The organism is Pseudoalteromonas piratica (genome assembly GCF_000788395.1).
GTDB lineage: Bacteria > Pseudomonadota > Gammaproteobacteria > Enterobacterales > Alteromonadaceae > Pseudoalteromonas > Pseudoalteromonas piratica.
On record NZ_CP009888.1, the window covers coordinates 680,772 to 706,488 of the forward strand.

The following is a 25,717-nucleotide window of genomic DNA, read 5'->3' on the forward strand; positions in this document are numbered from 1 at the left end:
TCGATATGTTTTCAACTGTTACTCACTACCTAGTTTTAGCGGCGCTGCTTATCACTGCCATTTTCTTTTATACGGTTTCATTTCAAAGTGGTACTTTTTTGGTAATTATATTTGGTGTGTTGTTTGAACTGGCGTTTTGGATAAAGCTTGTGAGAGGCAAGAAAAAAGCAAAAATCTAAGGGCAGTTAGATTTTTGCTTTGTTGTTAGCTAAAAAACGATTAAAACAAGTACCTTACTTTAAACGTAACAAATTCCTGATCTGGCTGCTGCCAGCTATTCTCCAACGTTGCAAAACGATTTTGCGTCAAGTCACGCTCAATAAATTCAGTGCCACCACGGCCATATACTAAAAACACATCAGAATAAGTCCCCATTTTATAACGCAATTTCAGTTGTAGATTGAAACGAGAGTCATCAAAGCTCGTATCCAAGTTTTGTGAAACCAAGTCACCATTACTGACACGAAACACATCTTTACTCTTAGCTTTTAAATTGGCCCATTGAAATGTAGAGCTAAACTCCAAATTCTCCATCACTAACCCAGAGATTTTAATGTAATTAGCATAGTAATCTCGATCGTATTCAGTGATCAGATTCTGCTGATTGGCAACTAACCAGCCATCACCTGTTCGAAAATAGTTATTAAATACAATCCGCCAATTAGGATGTGGCATTAGGGTTAAATCAATCGCATATTGATCTGCGCGACCATTTAAGCCTTCTTGATCATTTTGGTAACTCGCAGCCCAGCTAAACATCCCTGTATAGGGACTGATATACATGAATCGTGTCGTCCAATTATCTTCAACGTACACCGCATCGGTGCCATAGCCTAAATTATCGTGCCATGCCCCAGCAAAGTAATTAACAACCGTTTCAAATTGCCCACCATTTTCTAAGTTGAAGTTCACTAGATACTGCGGATTGCTGGTTAACTTCAAGCCACTATCATCACTGTGATAGTTAAAACTCGCGCGCTGTAAGATGCGGTTAAACCAGTTGTTTTGAGTATTAATTGCATGGCTAAACTTTATTTCACTGGTGCGCCAATTATTACGTTCGCTATAACCTAAATCATTATTATCAAAAGCATCATCCAATCTTAAGTAGCTCGCTGAAAGTGAAGTATTGATTGAGAACTGATACTTGGCATTGAGCGATACACCTGTGCCCTGCTCACTGCTACTTGCCTCTGTAACATCCGTGCGCATTAGTGCCATTTGCCCAGACCAGGTATCACTTTGGTACTGGCTATCCCATGCATAGGTATATGCATCTCTTGCAAGCCATGGGCGTTTGGTTTTAGTGGCCAGCATGCCAGTTTGCCAATTTTTAGCTGCCGTTTGCTCGGTGTAGTTAATTCGCCCGGCATAAAAATCCTTGCCCGCATCTGAGGCCAAATTGTCCTCAGCAACCGCAAAACCAGCCAACTGTAAGTTTTCACCTTGATGTACAAACCGTGCAGCGACATCGATTGGGGTAATCAGTTCACTATTATCATCACTACTCGCGCCAATTCGACGGGTATGAATCAGCTTTGTATTTCGCTCAGATGGAATACTAAACACACTAATATCTTGTGTGAAAAACGGACGTTTATCAGTGCGGAGAGTCTCTACTGCCGAGTAGTTAAGTACTACTTCATCACTATCAACTTGACCAAAATCGGGGTTAACAGCCACACTCAACTTCTGGTGATGATTTGGTTTATAGACTAAATCAAAGCCTAAGTTTGCTTCACTATCATTCGCCACCAAATTGTTTGAGTAGCTTGCATATGGCACAAATGCCCATTGCTGACTTTGGGGGATTTTTACCTCTACTTTTGGCATTTCTAGGTAAAAGTCGCTATTTCCTGTAGTTTGCTGTTGTGAACCATAAATATAGTTTTTTGCCAGATCATATAATTGCAGTGACACACCTACTTGCGAGTAGCCATGTGCATCTTGTTTATGGCGAAACGATACCGCATGCCAAGGAATAAACGCTTCTATCGACCAAAACTGTTCGCTTTCATAGAAGGCAGATTGCCAAGCGCCATCCCAATCATAGTCGGTCGCCAGCTGCGGTGTTAACACCGCATCTTGGATCCCCCCACCTAAGGTCACTGCAAACAAGTATGCGCCACTGCCATCTCCCGAAAAGTCGACAACAAAGCGATTAAAGTCTGCCTGCATAAACGCATCTTGTAAGTTGTATTGCTTTTGCCTTTGATTAGCTGGCTGATAGTTAATCATGCCAATGTACATGCCTTTTTGGTCACTGTAGACACGCCCTTCTACTTTGTTTTTATGCTCAGACAGTGTTGCAGGCACAACTTGATAGAATGTTTGGTATTTGGTGGCATCTTGCCAAACAAGTTCTGATAGCTTTCCATCGAGAACGATCTCAGATTGGCTTGCTCCTGAGGTAAAACTAACAAGCGTTAATGCGTAAAATAAGGGTGTTTTCATAACTGCTCTTTGACGGTTGAATTACCTTCCATATGACCAGAAAACAGTTCGAAAAAAGCTGATTTTTTTCTTAATAAAGCTGCTAGAAGTCTTATATTTATTGACTTTCATCTGCAAAACCGTATTTTTGTTGTTAAAACAATAAAAGGCATGTTCACCCGCTATGGAAATCGCTCAACAGCCACAACAAGGCACATTTAGATTCGCAGAATTTGAATTCAATGCAGCTAAAGATGAGCTATGCCTATGGCAAACCGGCCAAATAGAAAAACTTGAGCCGCAAGTATCTCAATTGCTTGCCATGCTGATTAATAATGCCCAGCAAGTCATTTCAAAAGAGCATATCCAAACTGCCTTATGGCCAAATACGATTGTTGAACAAAACAGCCTTTATCAACTATTAACTAAGCTACGAAAATTACTCAACGACAGCTCGCGTAACCCTAAATTTATTAAAACCGTGCCGAAGAAAGGTTACTGCTTTATTGCTGAGGTGGAGTTAATCAAAGACCAACCCTCTGTGGTAAAAACCATTGAACGCACGCGTAAAATCCACCCGCTCGTTGCCGTTTTACCAATCTTAATTGTGTGCTTTAGCGTGTGGGCATTTTTTAATAGCCAAGAACCGACATTTGAAGAGCCCCACTATCAATTGCACGATGTCAGTTATGAACTCGGTTTAGAATTTGATGTGAATGTTCATCGTGAGCACAATTTAATGGCTTATATCAAAGACATCAAAACCCTCACGATCACAGACAAGCAAGGCACTCTGCTATTTAATCGTACTTTTGCCCATCGCGTTGGTTTCCCTGCATGGCAACATCAAGGCAAGCTATTAGCCTATTGGCAATTTATTGAAGACAGATGCGAACTTTCCGTTATCTCACCGCAAGGTGCCACCAGTCACAAAGCAAAAGGCATTGCCTGTGAATCAGCTAAGCCGCCGGTATGGAAGTCTAATGACGAGTTGATTTTAAGCGTATTACAACAAGGTACATTAGTGCCCTACTTATACCGTATTGGCACTGAAGAGCTTATTCCAATGCCGCTTGAACGCCCAGCTCAAGCAGAATATAAAGGCGCAATTTCAGCATGGGATAACCGCGTCTATTTCTTATTTAATTACATTGATCATACCAGCAAACTCATCTCACTTGATGGTAAAACAGCGCTTAGTTGGCCATTTCCTGTATGGTTAGTTGCATATAACCCAAACAATGGCGCAATTATTAGTAACGATGAAAGCCAGCGTCATAATTTAATCGCAACTCATCGCGATGGTCAAAGCTACCCTGTTTACAATACGGCTCAAGGCCTCTTTACCAGTGTGTCTATCGATAAGCATGGCGACATTTACACCGCAATTGAAAGCTGGCAGGTGAATATTCGCGATAAAGATAATTTACCGATTTTCTCAACGTCAAGCATTGACTATTTACCGGTCAGTAATAGTTTGGGTGAAACCGCGTTTATGTCGCGTCGCAGCGGGGTTTGTGAAGTCTATTTGCATGCTGATAATAAGGTAACAAGGTTGTCGAATCATAAAGGCTACGAATACGTTAAGTTTTTAGAGTGGCGTCCTGATTTAAGCATGTTGTTATCAAATCGCGATATGGATTTGGCGTTATATGATAGAAAGAGCCAAATCTTGCAGTTTACCACTGAGCTTAATAGCACCATAAAAAATACCGGTTGGTATGATATGCAAACCGTTTACGCCTTTGATGGCAAGCAGGTTCAACTTTATGATTTGCAAGGTAGAATGCTCAAAAGTATCGACTTAAATGCTCAATTTGCTTACTACGATAACCATAACCAGCGCTGGTTAATACTGCAGGAGCATCAACTGTACAGCAAAGCTGAGTTATCTCTTGATGGTGAAAAGCTTGCTAAACTAAGCAATGAGCAAACGAACTTATTACACAATATACGTATAAAAAACAACGCATTGTATTGGCAGTCATCGTGGTCAAAGCAAGATAAAATTTGGCGTCTCGATTTGGCAAATCCAAACGATATTTCTCTTGTGAAGCAGGGCAATTTAATTTGGCACTTTGATATTGATCCATACGAACAACTTACCATTGCCAGAATGGAAGCGATTGAAGGTGACATAAAACGTCTTTCACCAGAACCAACGCAAAAGCAATAACCTTAAATGCTAGCGACTTTCTTTTACAAACGTGATGCCTTCAGCAAAGTTGGTAATTCGCATTTTTGTTATACAGCAATTCGCTAACGCAAAAGCATGCTTTTGCAATAGTTGCTCAAACTCGGTTAGTTCAAACGACTGCGGCGCATCAAATCTGCCATTTGAAAGGCATTTATAGCGCAAACCTTGGCTATCAATTAACGCATCATCACATACAAAGCTTGCACTTAAGTCCTGTAATTGCTGCGCACTGGCGACATACTCCAATTCATCATCACCGTAATAGTGAATAATAACCGGATAGTGAAGCGTCTCAATTAAATTCATTTTAAGATTGACTTATTTTTAAACTGTATTAGTGTATTAATACACCTTTAAATTACTAATACACTATGAGCATAGAATTAATTCATGCAATTTACACCATAAATACCCAAGCTGCGAGTGCGCTCTACCGCCAGGTGATGGAGCAAACCAAACAGGGCATTCGTGCTGGTTTGTTACAACCAGGGCAACAGCTGCCATCTGTTCGGGTAATGGCGTCATGCTTACAGGTCAACCCAATGACAATATCAAAGGCGTTTTCCCAATTAGAGCAACAAGGTGTGCTGGAAAGGCGCAAGGGCATCGGCATGCTGGTGGCAGAGCAACACAATATTAGTAATTACAATGAGTCGCTAACCTCTAAGTGCGACGAGTTTATTCAATTAGCAAAGCAATACAAGCTTTCTGACGATGCAATCATCACCCTAATTCAAGATTCGCTTTCGGCACAAAGTAACAGGACCAAACCATGACTCAGCCTATCATCACCATAGAAAAAGCCATAAAATCATATAATAGCCTGCGTGTTCTCGATAAGCTCAATTGGCAAGTAAACGAAGGCGATATTGTTGGCTTGCTGGGTAAAAATGCGGCTGGAAAAAGCACCCTATTAGAATCGATAATGGGGCTGCGCGAGCTAGAGCAAGGTGAAATCAAATTGTGGGGCTACCAATGGCACGAGTTACCGCAAAGCCAAAAGCAAAAAATAGGGTATGTTGCACAAACTAGTTCAGCGTTTGAATGGATGAAAGTATCGCAATACCTTAATTATATTTGTCAGTTTTTCCCAAGTTGGGATAAAGCCTATTGTGAAACCTTGCTAAAACGTTGGCGCATCAGTGATGATCAAGTGATCAGTAAACTGTCGGGCGGGCAAAAACAAATGCTGGATGTTGTACAAGCTTTATCTATTCGCCCAGAGCTGCTTATTTTAGATGAGCCTGTTGCACATCTTGACCCTAATATGCGCCGCGCGTTTTTAAAAGAAGTGATTGATTTGTGTTGTGAGCACGGCACAACTGTGATTTTTTCAACTCATATTGTGTCGGACTTAGAACGCGTAGCAAATCGTGTTGCTGTGCTGCAGTTTGGTGTCATTCGTCACTACTATGAGCTTGACGAGTTAAAGGCAAGCATCGCAAAACTCAGCTTTGCCAACAGTGAAAAAACAAACTTATTAGAAAAAGATGCTAGCATCAGCAAGCTACAACAGTTTGGTGATACCACAACCACCAGCATCATTGCACCATTGAAAAAGCCAATTGATGAGTGGTGTGCCTTCTATGGCATAGACGCAACCATCCAACCTATGAACTTGGAGGATTGGTATTTGGAGGTAGCAAATGAATTTGTTTAAATCAAACGCATTAGTATTGATGCGAAATGGCACGATAGCGCTGCCATTTATGCTGATTTTATCCATTGTATTTAATCTGTTGTGGCAACAAAAAGCATTGGATCCTACAACTTTCCGCTACATCAAGACGTATTTATTGATAACCAGTTTACCCTCATTATTCTTTGGCTTTATGCTGGGGATTGGACTACAAAAGCTTAAAGCTCACTACCTGTGGGTGACAAATGAGGAATATCGCTATTCCATCTTAAAAACAGGGCTTTTCCTGGCTGTGCTAGGGGCGTTGTTTATGAGCGTATTTATTACCTTTAATAGCGAAGTTGCAATACATTACCTCTTTTTACCCATCAGCTTTGCAATTATTGGACTATTTGTTAACAGTTCATCTTCTTTGAAGTACAACATTATGCGCAACTTAGCTTGCTCAGGATTGTTAATTGCCATGATGTTTGAAATAACCCATGAAGCAGTGAAGTTGGTGATTATCGTAACCTGCTGCTACGCCATTTACTCAGAATTTAGCACATCAAAACGTGCTTCATTAAGCAGTAAATCAATGATGCTTACGGATCGCCAATCGGTGATTTGGTGGAATGGTAAGTTAGCCACATTCACCGCTAAGTTTAAAAAGTCATACAATAAAGATATCGCTTGGTCCGTTTGTTATCCTCAAACCAAAATGGGCTATATGGGAGGTTACTTCGCAGCCATTTTTGCCTTTTTATTAGCAACCAACGATAACGAAGTTTTGGTAAGCTTTTTATTGTTATCGCTAGTTGTTGGCTGCCAGTTTCCAGTATATCAGGAGTTTTCGCAACTTAAGCACCAGCTCAAAGCCATTGCACATTGTTTTGCAGATAAACAAAGTGTAATTAGCGGCATTATTTATAGTTTTGATAAGGTAGTACTGAGAAATACCTCCCTGATTTTTGCAGCAATTGTGAGTATTACGCTATTTCGCCAAGATACCGATGCGGCAATCAAAATTGCATTTTTAGCACTCTTTGCAACAGCCATATTTTTAGCATTCGCACCTCTTTTGCTGGTGTTTTTTAATGGCTGTATTAATGCAAAAAACATTGTAATGTTTCTGGTAATTTGTGGTTTTGAAATCGGTATTTTTGGGCTCGTCCACTATAGCAGTGAACAACTTAGCATCTATTTGATTGGTATTGCTGTGCTCATAGTTTCAGGAGTAATTCGTTATTTCACGCAACAACATATTACGCGGCAACCCCTTGAAAAAATAATTAACTAACTAAACCTAGCGCTAGGTCAAGTTTGTTGAAATAAAATGCATTGTTCCAATTAATTCAATAGGCTAGAGTAGAAAAAAGTCGTATGAATGATGTAGTACAATGCAATTTTTTTGTTTTTGTTGTGTAAAAACTTGGTTAGCGATAGTTACGGCTTACATGCTGCTGGCAAATCAGGTCATCGCTTTAGAAAAAGCACATCCCATTACGTATTATACCGAATTGTATCCTCCTTCGAGTTATTACTATAACGACAAACTTATTGGTTTATCTGTCGATGTAATTAAGCTAATTTGGCAAGATCAAGGCATTGCTGAGCAACCTATTTTGGTCGTGCCTTGGGCCCGCGGTTATCAAGAAATCACCCATAAACCCAATACAGCGCTATTTGCAATGTCGAAAACAGCTGATCGTGCAGCAAAATTTAAATGGGTAGGGCCGTTATTCACAGCTGAGTATTACCTTATTGCGCACTCAGATTCTCAGTATTCAATAACTGATATCGCTGACGTTTATGATAAGTCTATCGCTGTGATCCGCAATGATGTAACCCAAAATTTAATTTATGACACTGAATTTCCCCATGAGCAGATTATCGCAGCAAAAAGCATGAATGACGCGTTGGCTCTGTTTACTGCAAAGCGAGTGAATTTATTAGCCATCTCTAAATCTGGACTTAATGCAGCAATGGAGCAAAGAAAACTTGGCAAAGATCAATTTAAACGTATTCTTTTACTTAACGTAATTGATGACTACATTGCATTTAGCAAAGATACGCCCGACGAAATTGTGCATGCATTTCAAAGCAGTTTAGATAAATTAAAAGAACAGCATTTAGCACTTAAGGAAGAATATAAACTACATTAGGATCTGCTTTATGAATAACTTCATTGCAGCGTTACCCGCAATCAGACCACCATTTTTAACCTTAGCCCCTGTGTCATGCTTGCTTGGTTTAGCTTATTGTTGGTATCTAGGTTATCCCATTAATGTGCCATATGCGATGCTCTCAATGTTAGGGGCAACATGTGCTGCAATCGCTGTAAATACAATTAATGAGTATCAAGACTTTCATAGCGGGTTAGATCTCACAACCGAGCGTACACCTTTTAGTGGTGGCAGTGGTTTATTAAAACAGTATCCGCACTTAGCGCCTTATGTTAAAAAGCTGGCAATTATTGCCGTTTCAGCCGTATTAGCTGTTGGTGCTTTTTTTATTGTAACCGTCGGTGTATCGCTTATTCCAATTGGCATCTTAGGTTTACTTATTGTTATCACGTATACCAAGGTTTTAAACAAGCACCCGTGGCTTTGTTTTATTGCACCCGGGCTTGGGTTTGCTGTTTTAATGCCGATTGGCACATTTGTAGTGCAAACAGGCGAATGGCAATTGTCATTGTTTGCTATTACCTTAGTGCCATTCTTAATTACCAATAATTTACTGCTAATTAATCAACTCCCTGACATCACAGCTGACAAAAATGTTGGCAGGAACCACCTTGCCATTCAATATGGCGTCAGTTCTGCTCAACATGTATTCACGCTTTCACTCATTATTGCCACTGGTTGCTTAGTCTATTTGGTATCGAATAGTTATTTGCCAACACTTGCATTAATCGCCTTGCTACCGCTCGGACTTTGCGTAATTTCCTTGGTATACTTATACCGTTTAGGCGATAACATTGCGCAACACTTACCAGCGATGGGATTAGTTGCAGCAGCGGCAAATTTAACACCGCTGATGTTATCTCTCGCTTTATTTATGAGTAAAAGATAATACCCAATGACCATTAGTTACCAGTTCACACTCGATAAAAATTATCTTGAAGAATGTTTTGATGAATCGCTACCACATAGCCCACATCAATCTCCAAAGTATGGCTTTGCTGGCAGCTTTATTGGCATCGGTATGGGGCTTATTATCTTCACTGATATGGGCGGTGTTGCGCCATATATTATGGTGGGTTTGGGTGTATTAGAGTTTATTAGCTTTTACTATCGACGCCCATGGTGGCTTGCACGTCAAATGTGGAGTCGGGCATCTAATTCAACAGTCACTATCACCATGAATGATGATGGTATTGAAAGTAAGAACCCTTATACCGAATCACTGCTAGAGTGGGATCAAATTAAGGAAATAATTCATACCCCTAAGGGTATGATTTTTGTTAACTACAAAGGCCAACAAACATACCTTTCTAAAGCCTTTATGCCAGATGACACTGAAGGCTTTATTGAAAAGCACCTTGCAGTTTACCAAGTCAATATTATTCGTTAACGCAGCACATGCTGTGCTCGATCTTATGCACTATAAGGTCGCAACACGATTTCGACCATTGCGTTTAGCGCTGTAAAGCGCTTCATCGGCCTGTTTCACTGCATTGTAAAATGCCACCACCGAATGTACTTCAGCTACGCCAAAACTGGCTGTTAGTGCAAGGTTTTCTCCGTCATCCAGATTGACAGGATGATCCTCAATGTTTTTTCTCAGCTTCTCAGCTATTTGCACCGCTTGACGCATTGATGCATGAGGCAAACAGATGATAAATTCCTCACCGCCATAGCGCGCCACCACATCAGAGTAACGCAGTTGATTTTGCATCAACTTTGCAATGTGCATCAGTGACTTATCACCAATATCATGGCCATAATTATCATTGACCGATTTAAAGCGATCAATATCACACATGATTACTGCCATTGGTAAAAACTCTGATGTCGCATTTTCCATTTTGGTTAGGAAGATAGCATCAATAAAACGACGATTAGGTAAACCAGTAAGCGCATCAGTATTGGCTTTTTGTTTTTGATTGTAGGTAATACTGGTAATAGCTTGATGACTTTTATCACGAAAATATTCGCTAATAAACGCAAAAAATACCACCAGCAAAAAACCTGAAAGAAAGCGTGATTTTTCAGTTTGACCATAATCAGCTTGCCCAAAATCAGGGCCGTATAACTGAAACACAATGGCACTTAAAGCCAGTGCAGTCAGCAATAATCCAGAGCGAACACCTAACATGGTAAAGACCACAACGGGGTAAAACATAATCCAATAAAGTGCTGTGTTTTCCTTACCACCGGTGTAAACCAGAAGAATACTTAGCAGTAAGACTGTAAGCGCTATGCCGATACTGCAATACTTGAGCTGTCGCGTACTAAAGTAAATCACCACATTAACAAATACCGCTATCAAAGCGCCAAGCAAGGTAATACTTAATAGCCAAGGATACGTTTGAAAGTTAACCAGTAATAAACCGGAAAATACCACTAAGGCAATACCAGACATGGAGAGAAATGAAAAAACACGCCGTTTTAATTCGGCACTGTGCAAACCGTCAACTTCAATAAAGTTGCGCCACCAGTCTGTTCTGTGTGAGTTATTTTGCTGCATTTATTTTATTATTGTTATCTTAAAAAGTGACGAAACGTAAACTTTTTTGATTTTTAGTGTTAACGCTAAGTCTAATTCATGGTGCTAAAAAAGGTAATATCAGACTTAACTTAATCACTTATTTATTTAAAAAGAGCGCTAATTCTTCCGTTAACTGCGTGTAATACTGGTTATAGGTTAAACGTTTAAAAGTTGGGTATTGCGCTTTTGCAAAAGCAGTAACTTCAGACTCCATTATCTCTTCGGCCAACTTACATTCATTATATTTTGCTAAATCACCCAGATAGTGACCGCAATTACGGTAGCTCGCTAGCTTACCATAATGCACATTATCAATCGCATTGGGGATTGCTGTATGCGCCATTTGTAGTTGCGTGTCACAGCTTGTATCACATTGTGGTGTAACGAGTTTTATATGTTCAAATGAACTAAACAGCGCAAGGTTTTCGCGCTCACCGTAATACACTAGCGTAAGCGGTGCTAACGTCTTCTGTTGCCACTGCGCGAGTAAATCAAGTGTTGCAGCGGTGTCAATCGTCATATCATGCTCGGGCACAGCAACAAACATCGGTACACTGTGCGTTGTGTGCCGTTTTTTAAGTGGATACACTTCATTCATCAGCAGGTGAACCTGTGCTCCTGCATTTATCGGAAACGACTCATACTTGGCGAAGTCAGCATCGGCGTCTTTATCGAGCCAGTTTAAAAAAGGAATATAATCAATGTATTGCGCAAGCCATGACATGGAGTTTTTAGCTTGTGTTGCCGGCGCAAACAGCATGACTCCAGAGAGTTTTTTATCGAGTGATTTGCGCGTCAACATATAATCTAATATCAGACCTGCGCCCGTTGAAAAACCACCTAAATAAACCTGCTCAAAATCATTCAGTGATTGTTCGATAGCAAATGATGTCACAGCTTGCCAATCTTTATAGTCAACATGGCGTAAGTGTTCTGCCGCAGTACCGTGGCCAGGCAACAAGACCGTTCGCACATTAAACCCTTGTTGGTGATAAAAAGTCGACAGGTCATGAAAACTATAAGGAGAGTCCGTTAAACCATGAAATAGCACAACCACTTTCTGGTTATTGTTGTGCGTTAATTCAAACGGCTTTACTAGGTCTAAGATGGTTGGTGATGCAATATTTTGTTGATTGATAACATAGTTATCAATCGGGCAAGGGGTCTTAGCACGCGGATTAAAAGACGCGATATGTTGCTCAGTTTCACGTAAATAATCAGCAAAATTTAAGCCTTTTAAATCGATTACTTTGGCCTGCTGAGATGGCGGTAAATAGCGAAACTGTCCTTGCGCTTTTGCGTCTAATATAAAGTTGATATCGTTACTTTGGGATAAACAATCTGCCGAAACGCTGAAACTAAAACCTGCTAACACTAGGCCAAGCACTTTCGTAAAATAAGTCATTACCCTTTATCCTTTTTGTATTAATATCAATTCCACACAACCCAGTTGAACTATACCAAAATAACCTAAGGGCATGTCTAATTTTCACTACAAAGTTTATACAAATATAAATGAAATTAGCGAGGTACAGTGGCGCAATTGCTTTAGCACAAGCAGCTTTACCAATTACCACTTTTTATCGAGTTTAGAGTTATCTGGTAGCGTGAGTGCACAAACAGGGTGGCAACCTTACCATATTGCTATTTTTCAAAAAGACAAACTCGTTGCACTAATGCCAGGCTATGTTAAAAGTCACAGCTATGGCGAGTATGTGTTTGATTGGGCGTGGGCGGAAGCGTATGAAAGGTATCAATTAGATTACTACCCTAAGTGGATATGCGCCGTCCCCTTTACGCCAGTATCCGAAACCAGAATAGGACTAAAAAACACAACTGATAAAGCGATTTATCCATTTATAAAATCACTTTTAAATACCTTAGCCGAAGAACACGCTTGGTCCGGATGGCATATCAATTTTTGCCTAAAAGATGAATTACAGCAATTAGAATGCGCTCAGGTAAATGCCCGTAGAGGGGTGCAATTTAGCTGGCACAATCGACAATACCAAAGCTTTTCCCAATATTTAGATAAGCTCACCGCAAGAAAGCGAAAGAGTATCAAAAAAGAGCGTAACAAAGCATCTGCGCAGGTCGACAGTATAAATGTGTTACAGAGTGACCAAATTACAGAGCAAATTATTACCCAGTTTTACCAGTTTTATTGCGCAACCTACTTAAAACGCTCTGGCCACCATGGATATTTAAATCTAAATTTCTTCAAGCTGTTACTCGATAAAATGCCAGATAACCTAGTGCTAACTGCTGCATTTAAAGATCACGAAATGGTTGCGGCGAGCTTATTTGTAAAGGGTCAAAAGTCACTGTTTGGCCGCTATTGGGGCGCCTTCGAAGAGTTTGATAGCCTGCATTTCGAACTTTGTTACTATCAAGGCATAGAGTATTGTATTGAGCACCAGCTCGACTATTTTAATGCAGGCGCTCAAGGTGAGCATAAAATTTTGCGGGGCTTTGAGCCTGAATATACTTATTCATGCCACCATATTCGCAACGAGATGTTTCAGCCAGCTATTGCGAACTTCCTAAAACATGAGTGGCAACAAATAGCAGACTATAAAGCGCAATGTGACAGCTTGTTACCCTTTAATAAACTCCAATAAACGATTATTTGCCGGCATTTCGTGGTCTTTAACTAATTCAAGTTGTGCCTCATTAGCCAGCTCACAAATCCATTCAAAATCTCGAATGCCACATTCAGGGCTCTTTATTTTTAACCAATTATCAAACTCAGCATTAGACTCAGACGTAAACTTACCGGCGTAATTAAATGGGCCGTAAATACACAGCTTTCCGCCAACATTGAGATGCTTAGCTGTTTTATCAAAAAATGATGTAACAAGTGATTGGTTCACTATATGCAAAGTATTTGCAGAAAATATCGCGTCATAACGGGCGATTTGCCATTCATCGTTTAAATCAAGCGGTAACGGCGGCAATAAGTTATCGGCCGGAAAAGCATTTAACCATGCCATCATACCTTGATGGTTTATAACAACATCGCTTGTTTGCCAAACTAAGTGAGGTAATGCAGGGGCAAAATGTACGGCATGTTGCCCACTGCCAGAGCCTATCTCTAACACGTTAGAAACGTTTGAAAAGGCCGATTTTAAAATTGCTAAAATCGGTTCTTTGTTATTTTCACACGCTTTAGAATAAGGTTGCATATTATTTTTCAGCCAACAACGAAAGGAAGAATGCCAACACCAAAGCACGTTCTTTTAAACTTTTAAAACGCCCCGAGGCGCCACCGTGGCCACTGTCCATATCTGTTTTAAATAACAGTAAGTTATTATCTGATTTGTACTCACGCAACTTAGCAACCCATTTCATTGGCTCCCAGTACTGTACTTGTGAGTCATGAAAGCCAGTGGTTACTAAAATATTTGGGTAGTCTTGGGCACAAATATTATCGTACGGCGAATAGGCTTGTATCCAGTCATAAGCGTCACGCTCATTTGGGTTACCCCACTCATCATATTCGTTAGTCGTCAGTGGAATGGAATCATCTAGCATAGTGGTTAACACATCTAAGAAAGGCACTGTACAATCAATACCTAGATATAATTCAGGTGCTTGATTTACTACCGCACCCATCAGCAATCCACCAGCACTGCCTCCTGATGCAAACACTTTATCTTGTGCGCCATACCCTTTTTCAACTAAGGCTTTCGTTACATCGATAAAATCATTAAAGCTATTTTGCTTATGCTGCATTTTGCCTTGTTCGTACCATTCACGGCCAAGCATTTCAGAGCCGCGTACATGGGCAATTACATAAACAAATCCTCTGTCGAGTAAGCTTAGGTTATGCGCAGAAAAGTTTGGATCGATAGTAATACCGTAAGCACCATAACCGTATTGATAAATCGGATTTGTACCGTCTTGTTTAAAAGAATCTTTGCGATACACCAGCGACACAGGAATATTCACGCCATCACGACTCGAGATCATCAAGCGTTCCGCTTGATAATTTGCCGCATCAAATTCACCTAAGACTTTTTGCTGCTTCAGTACGCGCTTTTCACCGGTGTTAAGATCAAACTCAAATAAGCTACTCGGTGTCGTTAAGCTCGAATAGAAAATGCGCGCTTTATCGGTATTTGGCTCAGGGTTATCGCCAATGCCTGCAAAAAAGCAAGGATCATCAAATGCGAGTGCAAAACTGTCACCATGTTGCGGATACACAATAAAGCGGATCTGGCCCAACTCTCGTTCCGTTACAACTTTGAATTGATTGAATAACTCAACACCTTCAATTAACACATCATTGCGATGAGCGACAAACTCCTGCCACTGATTTTTGTCACCAATAGTGTGCGCATTAGCCGTTAATATTCTAAAGTTTTTAGCTTGCCAGTTAGAGTAAATCACATACTCATCACCGAGCTTATCGATATCATAAATATGATTTGTTTCACGCGGAATTAAACGTTTAAATTCGCCCATTGGATTATTAGCATCGAGCACTAGGCAGTCGGTGGTTTCAGTTGCCGCAATATCGATCACTAATAAGCTATCATCGCGACTTTTCCCTAAGCCCATATAAAAGCTGTGATCGTCTTCTTCATATACTAAAACGTCATCGCTTTGCGCTGTACCCAAAACATGGCGATATACTTGATAGCCGAGTAGGGTTTGTAAGTCCTTCCTTACATAAAATACTGTTTTATTGTCATTAGCCCAAATAACTTGGCCTTCGGTATTTTCCAATACGTCATCCAAATAGGTATTGGACGCAATATGCTTAAAACGCACCGTATAAATACGACGGCTATCAGTATCCTCTGAATAGGCGAGTAATTCGTCATTTGGGCTAATACCAATTTCACCAAGATCGAAGAACTCATGTTCACCCGCAAGCTGGTTAACATCCAATAGGAGCTGTTTATTGTCGCCAGAAAAGCTGGTGGTGCGGTAGTGCCGTGCATATTCATCATCACCCGTTACTTCACTGTGATACCAATAATTACCGTCTTTCACAGGCACAGTGCTATCGTCTTTTTCAATACGTCCTTTCAATTCTTCGAAAAGCTCACTTTGTAATGCTTCTGTTGGTTTAAGCACCGCATCACAATAGGCATTTTCTTCGGCTAAATGTGCCAGCACCGCTTTATCAGCACGCTCATCATCGCGCATCCAATAATAGTTGTCGGTGCGCGTTAAATTATGCGAGCTAAGAATTTTTGCTTTTTTAGTGGCTATTGGTGCGGTTGCACATCGATTTAAACGTTGTGTGGTCATGAAGTTAGCTATAAACCCAAAATGAATAGCATTAGTAATGGCCGCAGTTTATCAAAATAAAGCACCGTTAACATTAAGTTACTTTTTACGTTTTAAATCTGTTTTTGCTTTGGGTAGACTCATTTTTAGATAAAACAAAGATTAACTTTGCAAGTTCCAAGGGAAACACAATGAAATTAAAGCTACTTTCACTTGCCGTAGCACTTAGCTTTGCAAGCAGCACAGCACTGGCAAAAGGTGATAAGAAAAAAGACGATAAAAAAGATAAAACACTGGCTGAAATGCTAGAGAAAAAAACCGCTTCTGAAGGGTTATTCAATCTATATCAAGATAAAAAAACCGGCGAAACAATGATGGTAATCAGTGAGGCAAACTTAAATAAGCCTTACGTTTACTTTGCGCACACTGTTGATGGTGTCATTGATGCTGGCCATGTACGTGGTGCATATCGTGAGACAAAACTAATTGAGTTCCGTCGTCATTTTGACCGTATTGATATTATTAGTAAAACACCGCGTTATAAGTTCGATCCAAACAATGCAATTGCTAAAGCAAGCGATGCAAATATCAGTGAAGCTGTGCTGGCAAGCTTAAAAATTGAAAAAGAAGAAGAAGGCAAGTTTGCACTTAAAGTAGATAAGCTCTTTAAAAGCGAAGCGCTTCATAAAGTATCGCCATGGAAGCGAGCAGGTGATAAAAATGCGAGCAAACGTTTTAATCCTGGCAAGTTAGATGACAAAAAGTCACGTATTTTAAGCAACCGCAACTACACAAATAATTTAGATATTGTTGTGGATTATGTGTTCAAAAATGCCAACCCTACAGTTCGTGGTACACAATCAGTAACCGACCCGCGTACGGTATCAGTAAAAGTGCAGCATTCATTTATTGAACTGCCACAAAATGACTATCAACCTCGTAAAGACGATGCTCGTGTTGGTTACTTTGGCCAACAGTTTGACGATATGACATCAAGTGAATGGGCACCGTATCAAGATTACATTAATCGTTGGAACCTTGTTAAAAAAGACCCGAGTGCCGCAATTTCTGAACCTGTTGAGCCAATTACATGGTGGATTGAAAATACTACACCTGTTGAATGGCGCGAAACAGTAAAAGAAGGTGTACTAGCATGGAACTTAGCATTTGAAAAAGCAGGTTTCAAAAATGCCATTGTTGTAAAAGTACAACCAGATGACGCTGAATGGGATGCGGGCGACATCAACTACAATGTGTTACGTTGGACATCTTCTCCACGTCCTCCATTTGGCGGTTACGGTCCATCACTTGCAAATCCATTAACAGGCCAGATCTTAGGTTCAGATATCATGCTTGAGTACGTGTTTATGAAAAACCGTTGGATGATGGACAGCTTATACAGCCAAGCGGCATCATCAAGTGCGCACAGCCATGAGATTGCAAGCCAAGAAGGGTTACATTGCAGCCAAGGCCATGAATTACAACAAGGCATGATGCTAGCTAATTCACTGGCAACAACGGATATCGCGAAGAAAGAGATTTTAGAGCAAGGCTTAAAAATGCTGATTCTTCACGAAGTAGGCCATACGCTTGGTTTAAACCACAATATGAAAGCGTCTATTTTATGGGATGAGAAAGAGGTTCACGACAAAGCTAAAACACAAGGTGTTTTAACGGGCTCAGTTATGGATTACACGCCAGCAAATATTGCTCAAAAGGGCATGACACAAGGCGATTACTTCCAAGATAAACCAGGTCCTTATGACGACTGGGCAATTGAATATGGTTATTCACAAGGATTGACCGATGCTACAGCTGAAGCAGCACGCTTAGAGTCAATTTTAAAACGCTCTAGTGAACATGGTTTAGCATTTGGTAATGATGCAGACGATATGCGTGCACCAGGTCGTCATATTGACCCACGTATTATGATTGGTGATATGTCATCAAACGCCGTTGCCTATGCAAAAGATCGCATGGCATTAGTAAATCATACCTTTGGCAACCTTGAACAAACCGCGCTTACTGAAGGTGAATCTTATCAAGAGCTACTAATCAAAGCTAACATGCTATTTGGTCAATACCGTGCCCAAGCAGGTGTTGTATCGCGTTATATCGGTGGCGTTTACGTAGAGCGTGATAACGTAGGTAGTAATACACAACCTTATACGCCAGTACCTCTAGCGAAGCAAAAAGAAGCAATGAAGGTACTCACTGAGTATGTTTTTGCACCAGATGCACTATCAGCCATGGAACCACTGCTAAATAAAATGCAACACCAGCGTCGTGGCTTTAGTCATTATGGTAAAAACGAAGATCCAAAATACCATGCAATGGTGCTTCGTATGCAAAAGAATGTGCTAGCACAACTATTGCACCCGAACGTCATGACACGTATTTCTGACACCACTAAATACGGTAACGAATACGATGTAAATAGCTTCTTAAATGACTTAACTGCAGCGATTTTTGTTGATGCTAAATCTGCGTCGTCAGTAAGCCATAACGTGCAAACTGAATATGTGAAGTCATTAATAAAAGTGGCAGGTGTTGCTAAGCCTTCTAAGCATGACAACCTTGCAAAAGCTGCAGCATTCAAGCAACTACAAGATATTCAAGGTGCAAGCCTATCTTGGGGTGCATCAGATGCTGCAAAAGCACAAAAAGCATATATCGATGCATTAATCGATAAAGCACTTAAAGCATAATGCTTAGTCTGTAAAACAAAAAAGGCGCTCCAGTGAGCGCCTTTTTTACAGAATATAAAAGCAAAACTAATCGTAAACTGTTGGAATGGGCTGACGCTTATGCTGGGTACGTAAATAAATTGCAATCAGCTTTTCTTCAACTTCTTTTGATACGTCTTTACCTTCTAAGAAATCATCAATTTGATCATAGCTCACACCGAGTGCATCTTCATCAGCAAGGCCAGGGCGATCACACTCTAAATCAGCAGTTGGCGTTTTGGTTACCAGTAATTCTGGCGCACCTAAGGTTTTAGCGAGCAGTCGAACTTGACGCTTAGAAAGACCAAACAATGGCGCTAAGTCACAGGCACCATCGCCAAACTTAGTATAAAAGCCAGTAATGTTCTCAGCGCTGTGATCCGTTCCAACCACTAAGCCTTGCGTTAATCCTGCAATTTCGTACTGCGCTATCATGCGTTGACGCGCCTTTACATTACCTTTGGTAAAATCGATAGCACTTTGTGCTGGTGGCTCAATTGCTGCAGCCTCAAGCGCTGCTAGAGCTTCTGAATGCATACCATCGGTTGCAGGCTTAATATTTACAGTGACGCGCTTTGATGGTTGAATAAAATCCACAGCCAGTTGCGCTTCATCTTCGTCGGCTTGCACACCGTAAGGTAAGCGCATTGCAATAAACTGATATTTATCTGTAGCTTGCTCGTTATTAAGCTCATCAATGGCTAATTGACAAAGCTTACCACAAGTAGACGAATCAACACCGCCAGAGATACCTAGCACTAAACTACGCGTACCAGATTCCACCAGCTTACCTTTAATAAAAGCGACTCGACGGGTAATTTCTGCTTGAGGATCGATTGAAGGCAATACCTTCATTTCAGCCATGATTTCAGCGCGCACTGGTTATCTCCTGTGTTATAAACCTAGATGTGATTTAATTTCTGCAAGTTCGCTGCGTAATTCAGCAACTTCTAATCTTAATTGTGCCACTTCATCACTTTGATGGCTAGTTGCAACAGCCGGTTGCGCATTCGAATTCATCGCTTTAAGTTCTGATATATCCACATCACCGAATAAATGCATAAAGCGCGATTCACGCTTGCCAGGCTCACGCTCTAGTTTCACAACATAATCCTGCTCTACTAAATCATTTAAAGCACTTTCCACTTCAGTCACATTGCTAAAGTCTGCTAATCGATTTGAACGTGTTCTCAGTTCACCGGGTGTTTGTGCGCCACGGACAAGCATTAGGCAAATAATGGCCTTTTGCTGATTGGATACCTTTATTGAACCAAATTCTGTATTACAAAAACGATGCGCATATTTATTTACACGACCTGAAAGCCCTTCATCAACAGTCACTAAGCGCTTTGTTATAAGCGAATCTAAACCATCTTGTACTTCTGACTCTGATAAATCTAATACTGGATCTCGATTAGACTTTTGATTGCATGCGTTAGTGAGCCCATTGAGCGAAAGAGGGTACTGATCTGGTGTGGTTTGTTGTTTTTCCAGTAAGCAGCCAATAATGCGTTGCTCAACTAATGATAAATTTAAGTCCATGAATATCCTCTTTCATCTAAAATTAACATGATACATTTAATGCATTTCAACCAATAATAAAAGCAGTTATCGTATTAAAATTATTATATTGAACTCTAGCTGACTGAAATATAAACTGTTTAGCTCAAAGAAATGAAATTTATTAATGGAATAATAATGCATATAAAAAAGACCCTTCTCGCAATATCACTGCTAACACTGATCACCGCATGTGACAGTGATAATGAATCAAATTCCGAACCAGAAATTGGTAATTGGACCGTTACTACGCAATTTAATTGGGGCGATGAGTTCAACGAAACATTACCAACAACAATTAATCCTAATGTTTCCGATCCTGATGGAGACGCCTTAACGTATCAATGGCGACTACTTAGCGAGAGCGACAAAGTAACGCTCACTAACACACGCGCTGCAACACTTAGTTTCGATTACCCAATGTCTACCTCGGAAGACGTGTATAACTTAGCATTTGAATTAACTGTTACAGATGAAAAAGGTGCTTCTGTCAGTGATACCTTTGAAAAAGATTTTAATGACTATGTATACCTAGCTCTGCCTAATGATGTAATCGCCACTGTAGGGCAAAATGTAACGATTACTCCTGAGATGTTTGGCAGGTTAAGCTATATCAGCCATTACCAATGGCAGGTTAGTTCTGAACACGACATCGAATTAATTGGTGCAGATACAAACCAAGTATCGTTTATTACGCCTGACTCTGAGACACCAATTTCCTTGTCACTTACGGCGACTCATATTAACGGTCACGATGAAGTACATCTGATGGAAATACCGATTACTCAATAGCTAAAAAGAATATAAACCCACATCCCAGATGTGGGTTTTCTTAACCCTCTGAAATTTCCATTTTAAAATTTAAATAATCGAAAACAAAAAACCCGCCAATTGGCGGGTTTTTTACTAAACCATGTAAGGTTTGATTACTTCTTACGAGACTGAAGTACTTTGATCTGCGCAATCGCTTTTGAAAGCTCAATTGCCGCTTCAGCATAGTTGAAGTCTGCAGCAGATGCGTTCGCCATATGCTCTTCAGCTTGACGCTTCGCTTCTAACGCAGTTGCTTCATCTAAGTCTTCTGCACGTGTTGCAACATCAGCAAGAACAGTTACAGTGCCAGGTTGTACTTCTAATGTACCGCCTGCGATGTAAATCATTTCTTCTTCGCCGTGCTGCTTAACAAAGTTAACCATACCAGGCTTTAGGGGTGTTAGTAGTGGTGCGTGGCCGTGTAAAATACCTAGCTCACCTTCACTACCTGTTACTTGAAGTGATTCAACGCGACCAGAGAAAATAGTCTCTTCTGCGCTTACTACGTCAAGATGTATAGTCATTGCCATAACAGCCCCCTAATTACATGTCTTTGGCTTTTTCGATCGCTTCGTCGATTGAACCAACCATGTAGAACGCTTGCTCTGGAAGATCGTCATAGTCACCAGCTAGGATGCCTTTGAAGCCCTCAAGAGTATCTTTCAGTGATACGTATTTACCAGGTGCACCTGTGAATACCTCAGCTACGAAGAATGGCTGAGATAGGAAACGCTGGATTTTACGAGCACGTGATACAACTTGCTTATCTTCATCAGATAGCTCGTCCATACCTAGGATTGCGATGATGTCTTTAAGTTCTTTATAACGCTGAAGAACTGTTTGAACACCACGTGCAACGTCATAGTGCTCTTGACCAATTACTAATGGGTCAAGCTGACGAGATGATGAATCAAGTGGATCGATCGCTGGGTAAATACCTAGTGACGCGATATCACGAGAAAGTACAACTGTCGCATCTAAGTGAGCGAACGTAGTCGCTGGAGATGGATCCGTTAAGTCATCCGCAGGTACATATACTGCTTGGATAGACGTGATTGAACCAGTCTTAGTTGATGCGATACGCTCCTGAAGTACACCCATTTCTTCAGCTAGTGTAGGCTGGTAACCTACCGCTGATGGCATACGACCTAGAAGTGCTGATACTTCTGTACCCGCTAGTGTATAACGGTAGATGTTATCAACGAAGAAAAGTACGTCACGACCTTCGTCACGGAACTTCTCAGCCATTGTAAGACCAGTAAGTGCAACACGTAGACGGTTACCTGGTGGCTCGTTCATCTGACCGTAAACAAGCGATACTTTATCAAGTACGTTTGATTCGTTCATTTCATGGTAGAAGTCATTACCCTCACGAGTACGCTCACCAACACCTGCGAATACTGAGTAACCGCTGTGCTCGATTGCGATGTTACGGATAAGTTCCATCATGTTTACTGTTTTACCAACACCCGCACCACCGAATAGACCAACTTTACCACCTTTAGCGAATGGACATACAAGGTCGATTACCTTGATACCAGTCTCTAAAAGTTCAACTGAGCTGCTCTGATCTTCGTAGCTTGGTGCTTCACGGTGGATAGAGTAACGCTCTTCTTCACCGATTGGACCCGCTTCATCAATTGGGTCACCAAGTACGTTCATGATACGACCTAGTGTCGCTGTACCAACTGGAACCTTGATAGGCTCGCCAGTTGTGTCTACTTCAGTACCACGACGTAAACCGTCAGTAGTACCTAGTGCGATACCACGTACCACACCGCCGCCAAGCTGCTGTTGAACTTCTAAAGTCAAACCAGCAAGCTCACCGCTTGTTACTTTTAGTGCGTCATATACGGCTGGCACGTTGTCTTGTGGAAACTCGATGTCCACAACGGCGCCGATAATTTGGACGACCTTACCTAAACTCATGTCTATTCCTCTCGTTAACTTTGCCAACCGTTAAACGGCTGCTGAACCTGACACGATTTCACTAATTTCTTGTGTAATCGCGGCTTGTCGTGCTTTGTTGTATACCAGTTGTAACTCATCAATTAAGTCACCTGCGTTGTCTGTTGCGGCTTTCATCGCAACCATACGTGCAGCTTGTTCAGATGCAGCGTTTTCAACAACACTCTGATATACCTGAGACTCGATAAAGCGTTTAATAAGAGTTTCTAAAATTGCCTCTGGGTTTGGCTCATATAAGTAATCCCAAGAGTGGCTAGAAACTTCTTCGTCAGCTTTAGGCAAAGGTAATAACTGATCGATCACTGGCTCTTGTTTCATCGTGTTTACAAAGTTGTTGTAAACAACAAACAAGCGGTCAATTTTTCCTTCAGAGTATGCATCAAGCATCACTTTTACAGGACCAATTACGTCCTGAATTGAAGGAGCATCACCAAGCCCTGCTCTGCTTGCTAATAACTCACCGCCAAAACGCTGGAAAAAGCCTGCTGCTTTGCTACCTAGGGCAGCAAATTCAGCGTCAACGCCTTTTTCTTTCCACGCTTTAACGTCTAGTGCAACTTTCTTAAACTCGTTTGAGTTTAAGCCGCCACATAGACCGCGGTCAGTAGAAACAATAATGTAACCAACTTTCTTTACATCACGTTCTTCTAAAAACGGGTGTTTAAAGTCTAAGTTAGCCTGAGCAACACGACCGATCACTTTGCGTATATTTTCAGCGTATGGGCGGCTTGATGCCACGCGATCTTGTGCCTTCTTCATTTTAGAAGCGGCAACCATCTCCATTGCGCTGGTGATCTTCTGAGTATTTTTAATACTCCCGATCTGTGATTTTATCTCTTTTCCGCCGGCCATGACTTATCTCCGAATCAGTGGTGACCGAAGTCACCATTAATAACTTACCAAGTTTGTGTAGATTTACACTTTTCTAAAAGCTCTTTAAGTTGAGCTTCGATCTCGGCGTTGTAGTTACCCGTTTCGTTGATTTCAGTCATAAGCGCTGAATATTCACTGTTAGCGAAAGAGATTAACGCAGCTTCGAAATCTAGTACTTTGTTGATTTCGATGTCTTTTAGATAACCTTTTTCAGCAGCGAATAATGACAGAGACATTTCAGCAACAGACATTGGAGCGTACTGCTTTTGCTTCATTAGCTCAGTAACACGCTCACCATGCTCTAATTGAGCACGAGTTGCATCGTCAAGGTCTGACGCAAACTGTGAGAACGCTGCTAGTTCACGATACTGTGCTAGCGCTAGACGGATACCACCACCTAGTTTCTTAACGATCTTAGTTTGTGCTGCACCACCTACACGAGATACCGAGATACCAGCGTTAACCGCTGGACGGATACCTGCGTTGAATAGGTCAGTTTCTAGGAAGATCTGACCATCCGTGATTGAGATAACGTTTGTAGGTACGAACGCAGATACGTCACCACCTTGAGTCTCAATGATTGGAAGTGCAGTTAATGAACCTGTCTTACCTTTCACTTCACCGTTAGTGTACTTCTCAACGTAATCAGCGTTTACACGTGATGCACGCTCTAGAAGACGTGAGTGAAGGTAGAATACGTCACCTGGGTATGCTTCACGGCCTGGTGGACGCTTAAGTAGTAGTGAGATCTGACGGTAAGCAACAGCTTGCTTAGACAGGTCATCATATACGATTAATGCATCTTCACCGCGGTCACGGAAGTATTCACCCATAGTACAACCAGCAAATGGCGCTAGGAATTGTAGCGCAGCTGATTCAGAAGCAGATGCAACAACAACGATAGTGTTTTCAAGTGCACCGTGCTCTTCTAACTTACGTACTACGTTAGCAATTGTAGATGCTTTTTGACCAACCGCTACGTACACACACTTAACGCCTGTGTCTTTTTGGTTGATGATTGCATCGATTGCTAGTGCAGTTTTACCAGTCTGACGGTCACCGATTACTAGCTCACGCTGACCACGACCTACTGGAATCATCGCATCGATAGACTTATAACCAGTTTGTACTGGCTCATCTACTGATTGACGCTCGATTACACCTGGTGCAATCTTTTCTACAGGTTCGAAACCTGCAGCTTCAACAGCGCCTTTACCATCAATTGGCTCACCTAGTGTGTTTACAACACGACCAAGTAGTTTAGGGCCAACTGGTACTTCAAGGATACGACCTGTTGCTTGTACTTTTACGCCTTCTTTAAGGTCTGCGTATGGACCCATTACTACTGCACCTACTGAGTCGCGCTCAAGGTTTAGTGCGATAGCATAACGGTTGCCTGGAAGCTCGATCATCTCACCTTGCATACAGTCAGCTAGACCGTGAATGCGGATGATACCGTCAGTAACAGATACAATCGTACCTTCGTTACGTGCTTCACTTACAACTTCGAACTGCTCAATACGTTTTTTGATTAGTTCTGAAATTTCAGTGGAATTAAGTTGCATGCTCTTCTTC

Annotated in this window: 23 protein-coding genes; 11 read left to right on the forward strand and 12 right to left on the reverse strand. The window is 41.1% G+C overall.

Features of this window, described 5'->3' with window-relative positions; translation table 11 throughout:
* Nucleotides 1-5: 5 nt before the first annotated feature.
* Nucleotides 6-179: a hypothetical protein gene (locus OM33_RS22480; RefSeq protein WP_199922494.1), complete on the forward strand. Its 174-nt coding sequence runs from the start codon at nucleotides 6-8 to the stop codon at nucleotides 177-179.
* 40 nt (nucleotides 180-219) lie between these two features.
* Here the strand turns inward: OM33_RS22480 and OM33_RS03030 are convergent, their stop codons facing one another.
* Entirely contained in the window at nucleotides 220-2,454 is a 2,235-nt protein-coding gene (locus OM33_RS03030) for a DUF5916 domain-containing protein (RefSeq protein ID WP_038638604.1), read from the reverse strand.
* 163 nt (nucleotides 2,455-2,617) lie between these two features.
* Between OM33_RS03030 and OM33_RS03035 the strand changes: the two genes are divergently transcribed.
* Nucleotides 2,618-4,609, forward strand: coding sequence for a winged helix-turn-helix domain-containing protein (locus OM33_RS03035; protein WP_038638607.1), 1,992 nt, complete (start codon nucleotides 2,618-2,620; stop codon nucleotides 4,607-4,609).
* Between the two features lie 9 nt (nucleotides 4,610-4,618).
* Here OM33_RS03035 and OM33_RS03040 read toward each other — a convergent pair whose 3' ends face one another.
* Complete coding sequence (locus tag OM33_RS03040) at nucleotides 4,619-4,936, reverse strand: DUF4144 family protein (protein WP_038638610.1); 318 nt, start codon at nucleotides 4,934-4,936, stop codon at nucleotides 4,619-4,621.
* A gap of 65 nt (nucleotides 4,937-5,001) precedes the next feature.
* Here OM33_RS03040 and OM33_RS21960 point away from each other — a divergent pair, with 65 nt between their 5' ends.
* From OM33_RS21960 to OM33_RS03070, 6 genes are all read left to right on the forward strand, one after another.
* Nucleotides 5,002-5,406, forward strand: a complete 405-nt coding sequence (locus OM33_RS21960; protein ID WP_052140883.1) for a GntR family transcriptional regulator — start codon at nucleotides 5,002-5,004, stop codon at nucleotides 5,404-5,406.
* Nucleotides 5,403-6,290, forward strand: coding sequence for an ABC transporter ATP-binding protein (locus tag OM33_RS03050; protein WP_038638612.1), 888 nt, complete (start codon nucleotides 5,403-5,405; stop codon nucleotides 6,288-6,290). The genes OM33_RS21960 and OM33_RS03050 overlap by 4 nt, the downstream gene beginning before the upstream one ends.
* The gene (locus tag OM33_RS03055) at nucleotides 6,277-7,548 is read left to right on the forward strand and encodes a hypothetical protein (RefSeq protein WP_038638615.1); all 1,272 of its coding nucleotides are present in this window, start codon (nucleotides 6,277-6,279) and stop codon (nucleotides 7,546-7,548) included. The genes OM33_RS03050 and OM33_RS03055 overlap by 14 nt, the downstream gene beginning before the upstream one ends.
* Before the next feature lie 100 nt (nucleotides 7,549-7,648).
* The gene (locus tag OM33_RS03060) at nucleotides 7,649-8,413 is read left to right on the forward strand and encodes a substrate-binding periplasmic protein (protein ID WP_081990998.1); all 765 of its coding nucleotides are present in this window, start codon (nucleotides 7,649-7,651) and stop codon (nucleotides 8,411-8,413) included.
* Nucleotides 8,414-8,423: 10 nt separating this feature from the next.
* Complete coding sequence (locus OM33_RS03065; RefSeq protein WP_038638621.1) at nucleotides 8,424-9,323, forward strand: prenyltransferase; 900 nt, start codon at nucleotides 8,424-8,426, stop codon at nucleotides 9,321-9,323.
* Nucleotides 9,324-9,329: 6 nt separating this feature from the next.
* On the forward strand, nucleotides 9,330-9,824 hold the full coding sequence (locus tag OM33_RS03070) for a YcxB family protein (RefSeq protein ID WP_052140884.1): 495 nt from the start codon (nucleotides 9,330-9,332) through the stop codon (nucleotides 9,822-9,824).
* Nucleotides 9,825-9,854: 30 nt separating this feature from the next.
* Here OM33_RS03070 and OM33_RS03075 read toward each other — a convergent pair whose 3' ends face one another.
* Together OM33_RS03075 and OM33_RS03080 are read right to left on the reverse strand one after the other, a co-directional pair.
* A complete protein-coding gene (locus OM33_RS03075) occupies nucleotides 9,855-10,940 on the reverse strand; it encodes a GGDEF domain-containing protein (RefSeq protein ID WP_038638623.1) in 1,086 nt (361 codons plus the stop codon).
* 118 nt (nucleotides 10,941-11,058) lie between these two features.
* Entirely contained in the window at nucleotides 11,059-12,366 is a 1,308-nt protein-coding gene (locus OM33_RS03080; protein WP_038638627.1) for an alpha/beta hydrolase, read from the reverse strand.
* 73 nt (nucleotides 12,367-12,439) lie between these two features.
* Here OM33_RS03080 and OM33_RS03085 point away from each other — a divergent pair, with 73 nt between their 5' ends.
* Entirely contained in the window at nucleotides 12,440-13,582 is a 1,143-nt protein-coding gene (locus OM33_RS03085; protein ID WP_038638630.1) for a GNAT family N-acetyltransferase, read from the forward strand.
* Here OM33_RS03085 and OM33_RS03090 read toward each other — a convergent pair.
* Both OM33_RS03090 and OM33_RS03095 read right to left on the reverse strand, forming a co-directional pair.
* Nucleotides 13,559-14,146: a DUF938 domain-containing protein gene (locus tag OM33_RS03090; RefSeq protein ID WP_038638632.1), complete on the reverse strand. Its 588-nt coding sequence runs from the start codon at nucleotides 14,144-14,146 to the stop codon at nucleotides 13,559-13,561. The two genes, OM33_RS03085 and OM33_RS03090, sit on opposite strands and share 24 nt — an antisense overlap.
* 1 nt (nucleotide 14,147) lies before the next feature.
* Nucleotides 14,148-16,223, reverse strand: a complete 2,076-nt coding sequence (locus tag OM33_RS03095) for a S9 family peptidase (RefSeq protein ID WP_038638635.1) — start codon at nucleotides 16,221-16,223, stop codon at nucleotides 14,148-14,150.
* Between the two features lie 170 nt (nucleotides 16,224-16,393).
* On the opposite strand from OM33_RS03095, the gene OM33_RS03100 reads away from it, so the two are divergent.
* Nucleotides 16,394-18,910: a zinc-dependent metalloprotease gene (locus OM33_RS03100; RefSeq protein WP_038638638.1), complete on the forward strand. Its 2,517-nt coding sequence runs from the start codon at nucleotides 16,394-16,396 to the stop codon at nucleotides 18,908-18,910.
* A 66-nt stretch (nucleotides 18,911-18,976) separates the two neighbouring features.
* On the opposite strand, the gene nadE is transcribed toward OM33_RS03100, so the two are convergent.
* Nucleotides 18,977-19,807, reverse strand: a complete 831-nt coding sequence (gene nadE, locus OM33_RS03105; RefSeq protein ID WP_038638640.1) for an ammonia-dependent NAD(+) synthetase — start codon at nucleotides 19,805-19,807, stop codon at nucleotides 18,977-18,979.
* A gap of 15 nt (nucleotides 19,808-19,822) precedes the next feature.
* Nucleotides 19,823-20,470, reverse strand: a complete 648-nt coding sequence (locus tag OM33_RS03110) for a YceH family protein (RefSeq protein WP_038638643.1) — start codon at nucleotides 20,468-20,470, stop codon at nucleotides 19,823-19,825.
* A gap of 156 nt (nucleotides 20,471-20,626) precedes the next feature.
* On the opposite strand from OM33_RS03110, the gene OM33_RS03115 reads away from it, so the two are divergent.
* Nucleotides 20,627-21,280: a PKD domain-containing protein gene (locus tag OM33_RS03115; RefSeq protein ID WP_038638646.1), complete on the forward strand. Its 654-nt coding sequence runs from the start codon at nucleotides 20,627-20,629 to the stop codon at nucleotides 21,278-21,280.
* A 134-nt stretch (nucleotides 21,281-21,414) separates the two neighbouring features.
* On the opposite strand, the gene OM33_RS03120 is transcribed toward OM33_RS03115, so the two are convergent.
* The 4 genes from OM33_RS03120 to atpA are packed head-to-tail and all read right to left on the reverse strand — an operon-like array spanning nucleotide 21,415 to nucleotide 25,707.
* Complete coding sequence (locus tag OM33_RS03120; RefSeq protein ID WP_038638651.1) at nucleotides 21,415-21,831, reverse strand: F0F1 ATP synthase subunit epsilon; 417 nt, start codon at nucleotides 21,829-21,831, stop codon at nucleotides 21,415-21,417.
* 13 nt (nucleotides 21,832-21,844) lie between these two features.
* A complete protein-coding gene (atpD, locus tag OM33_RS03125) occupies nucleotides 21,845-23,230 on the reverse strand; it encodes a F0F1 ATP synthase subunit beta (protein ID WP_010561335.1) in 1,386 nt (461 codons plus the stop codon).
* A gap of 30 nt (nucleotides 23,231-23,260) precedes the next feature.
* On the reverse strand, nucleotides 23,261-24,121 hold the full coding sequence (gene atpG, locus OM33_RS03130; RefSeq protein WP_010561334.1) for a F0F1 ATP synthase subunit gamma: 861 nt from the start codon (nucleotides 24,119-24,121) through the stop codon (nucleotides 23,261-23,263).
* Nucleotides 24,122-24,165: 44 nt separating this feature from the next.
* Nucleotides 24,166-25,707, reverse strand: a complete 1,542-nt coding sequence (atpA, locus tag OM33_RS03135) for a F0F1 ATP synthase subunit alpha (protein WP_010561333.1) — start codon at nucleotides 25,705-25,707, stop codon at nucleotides 24,166-24,168.
* Nucleotides 25,708-25,717: the final 10 nt, after the last annotated feature.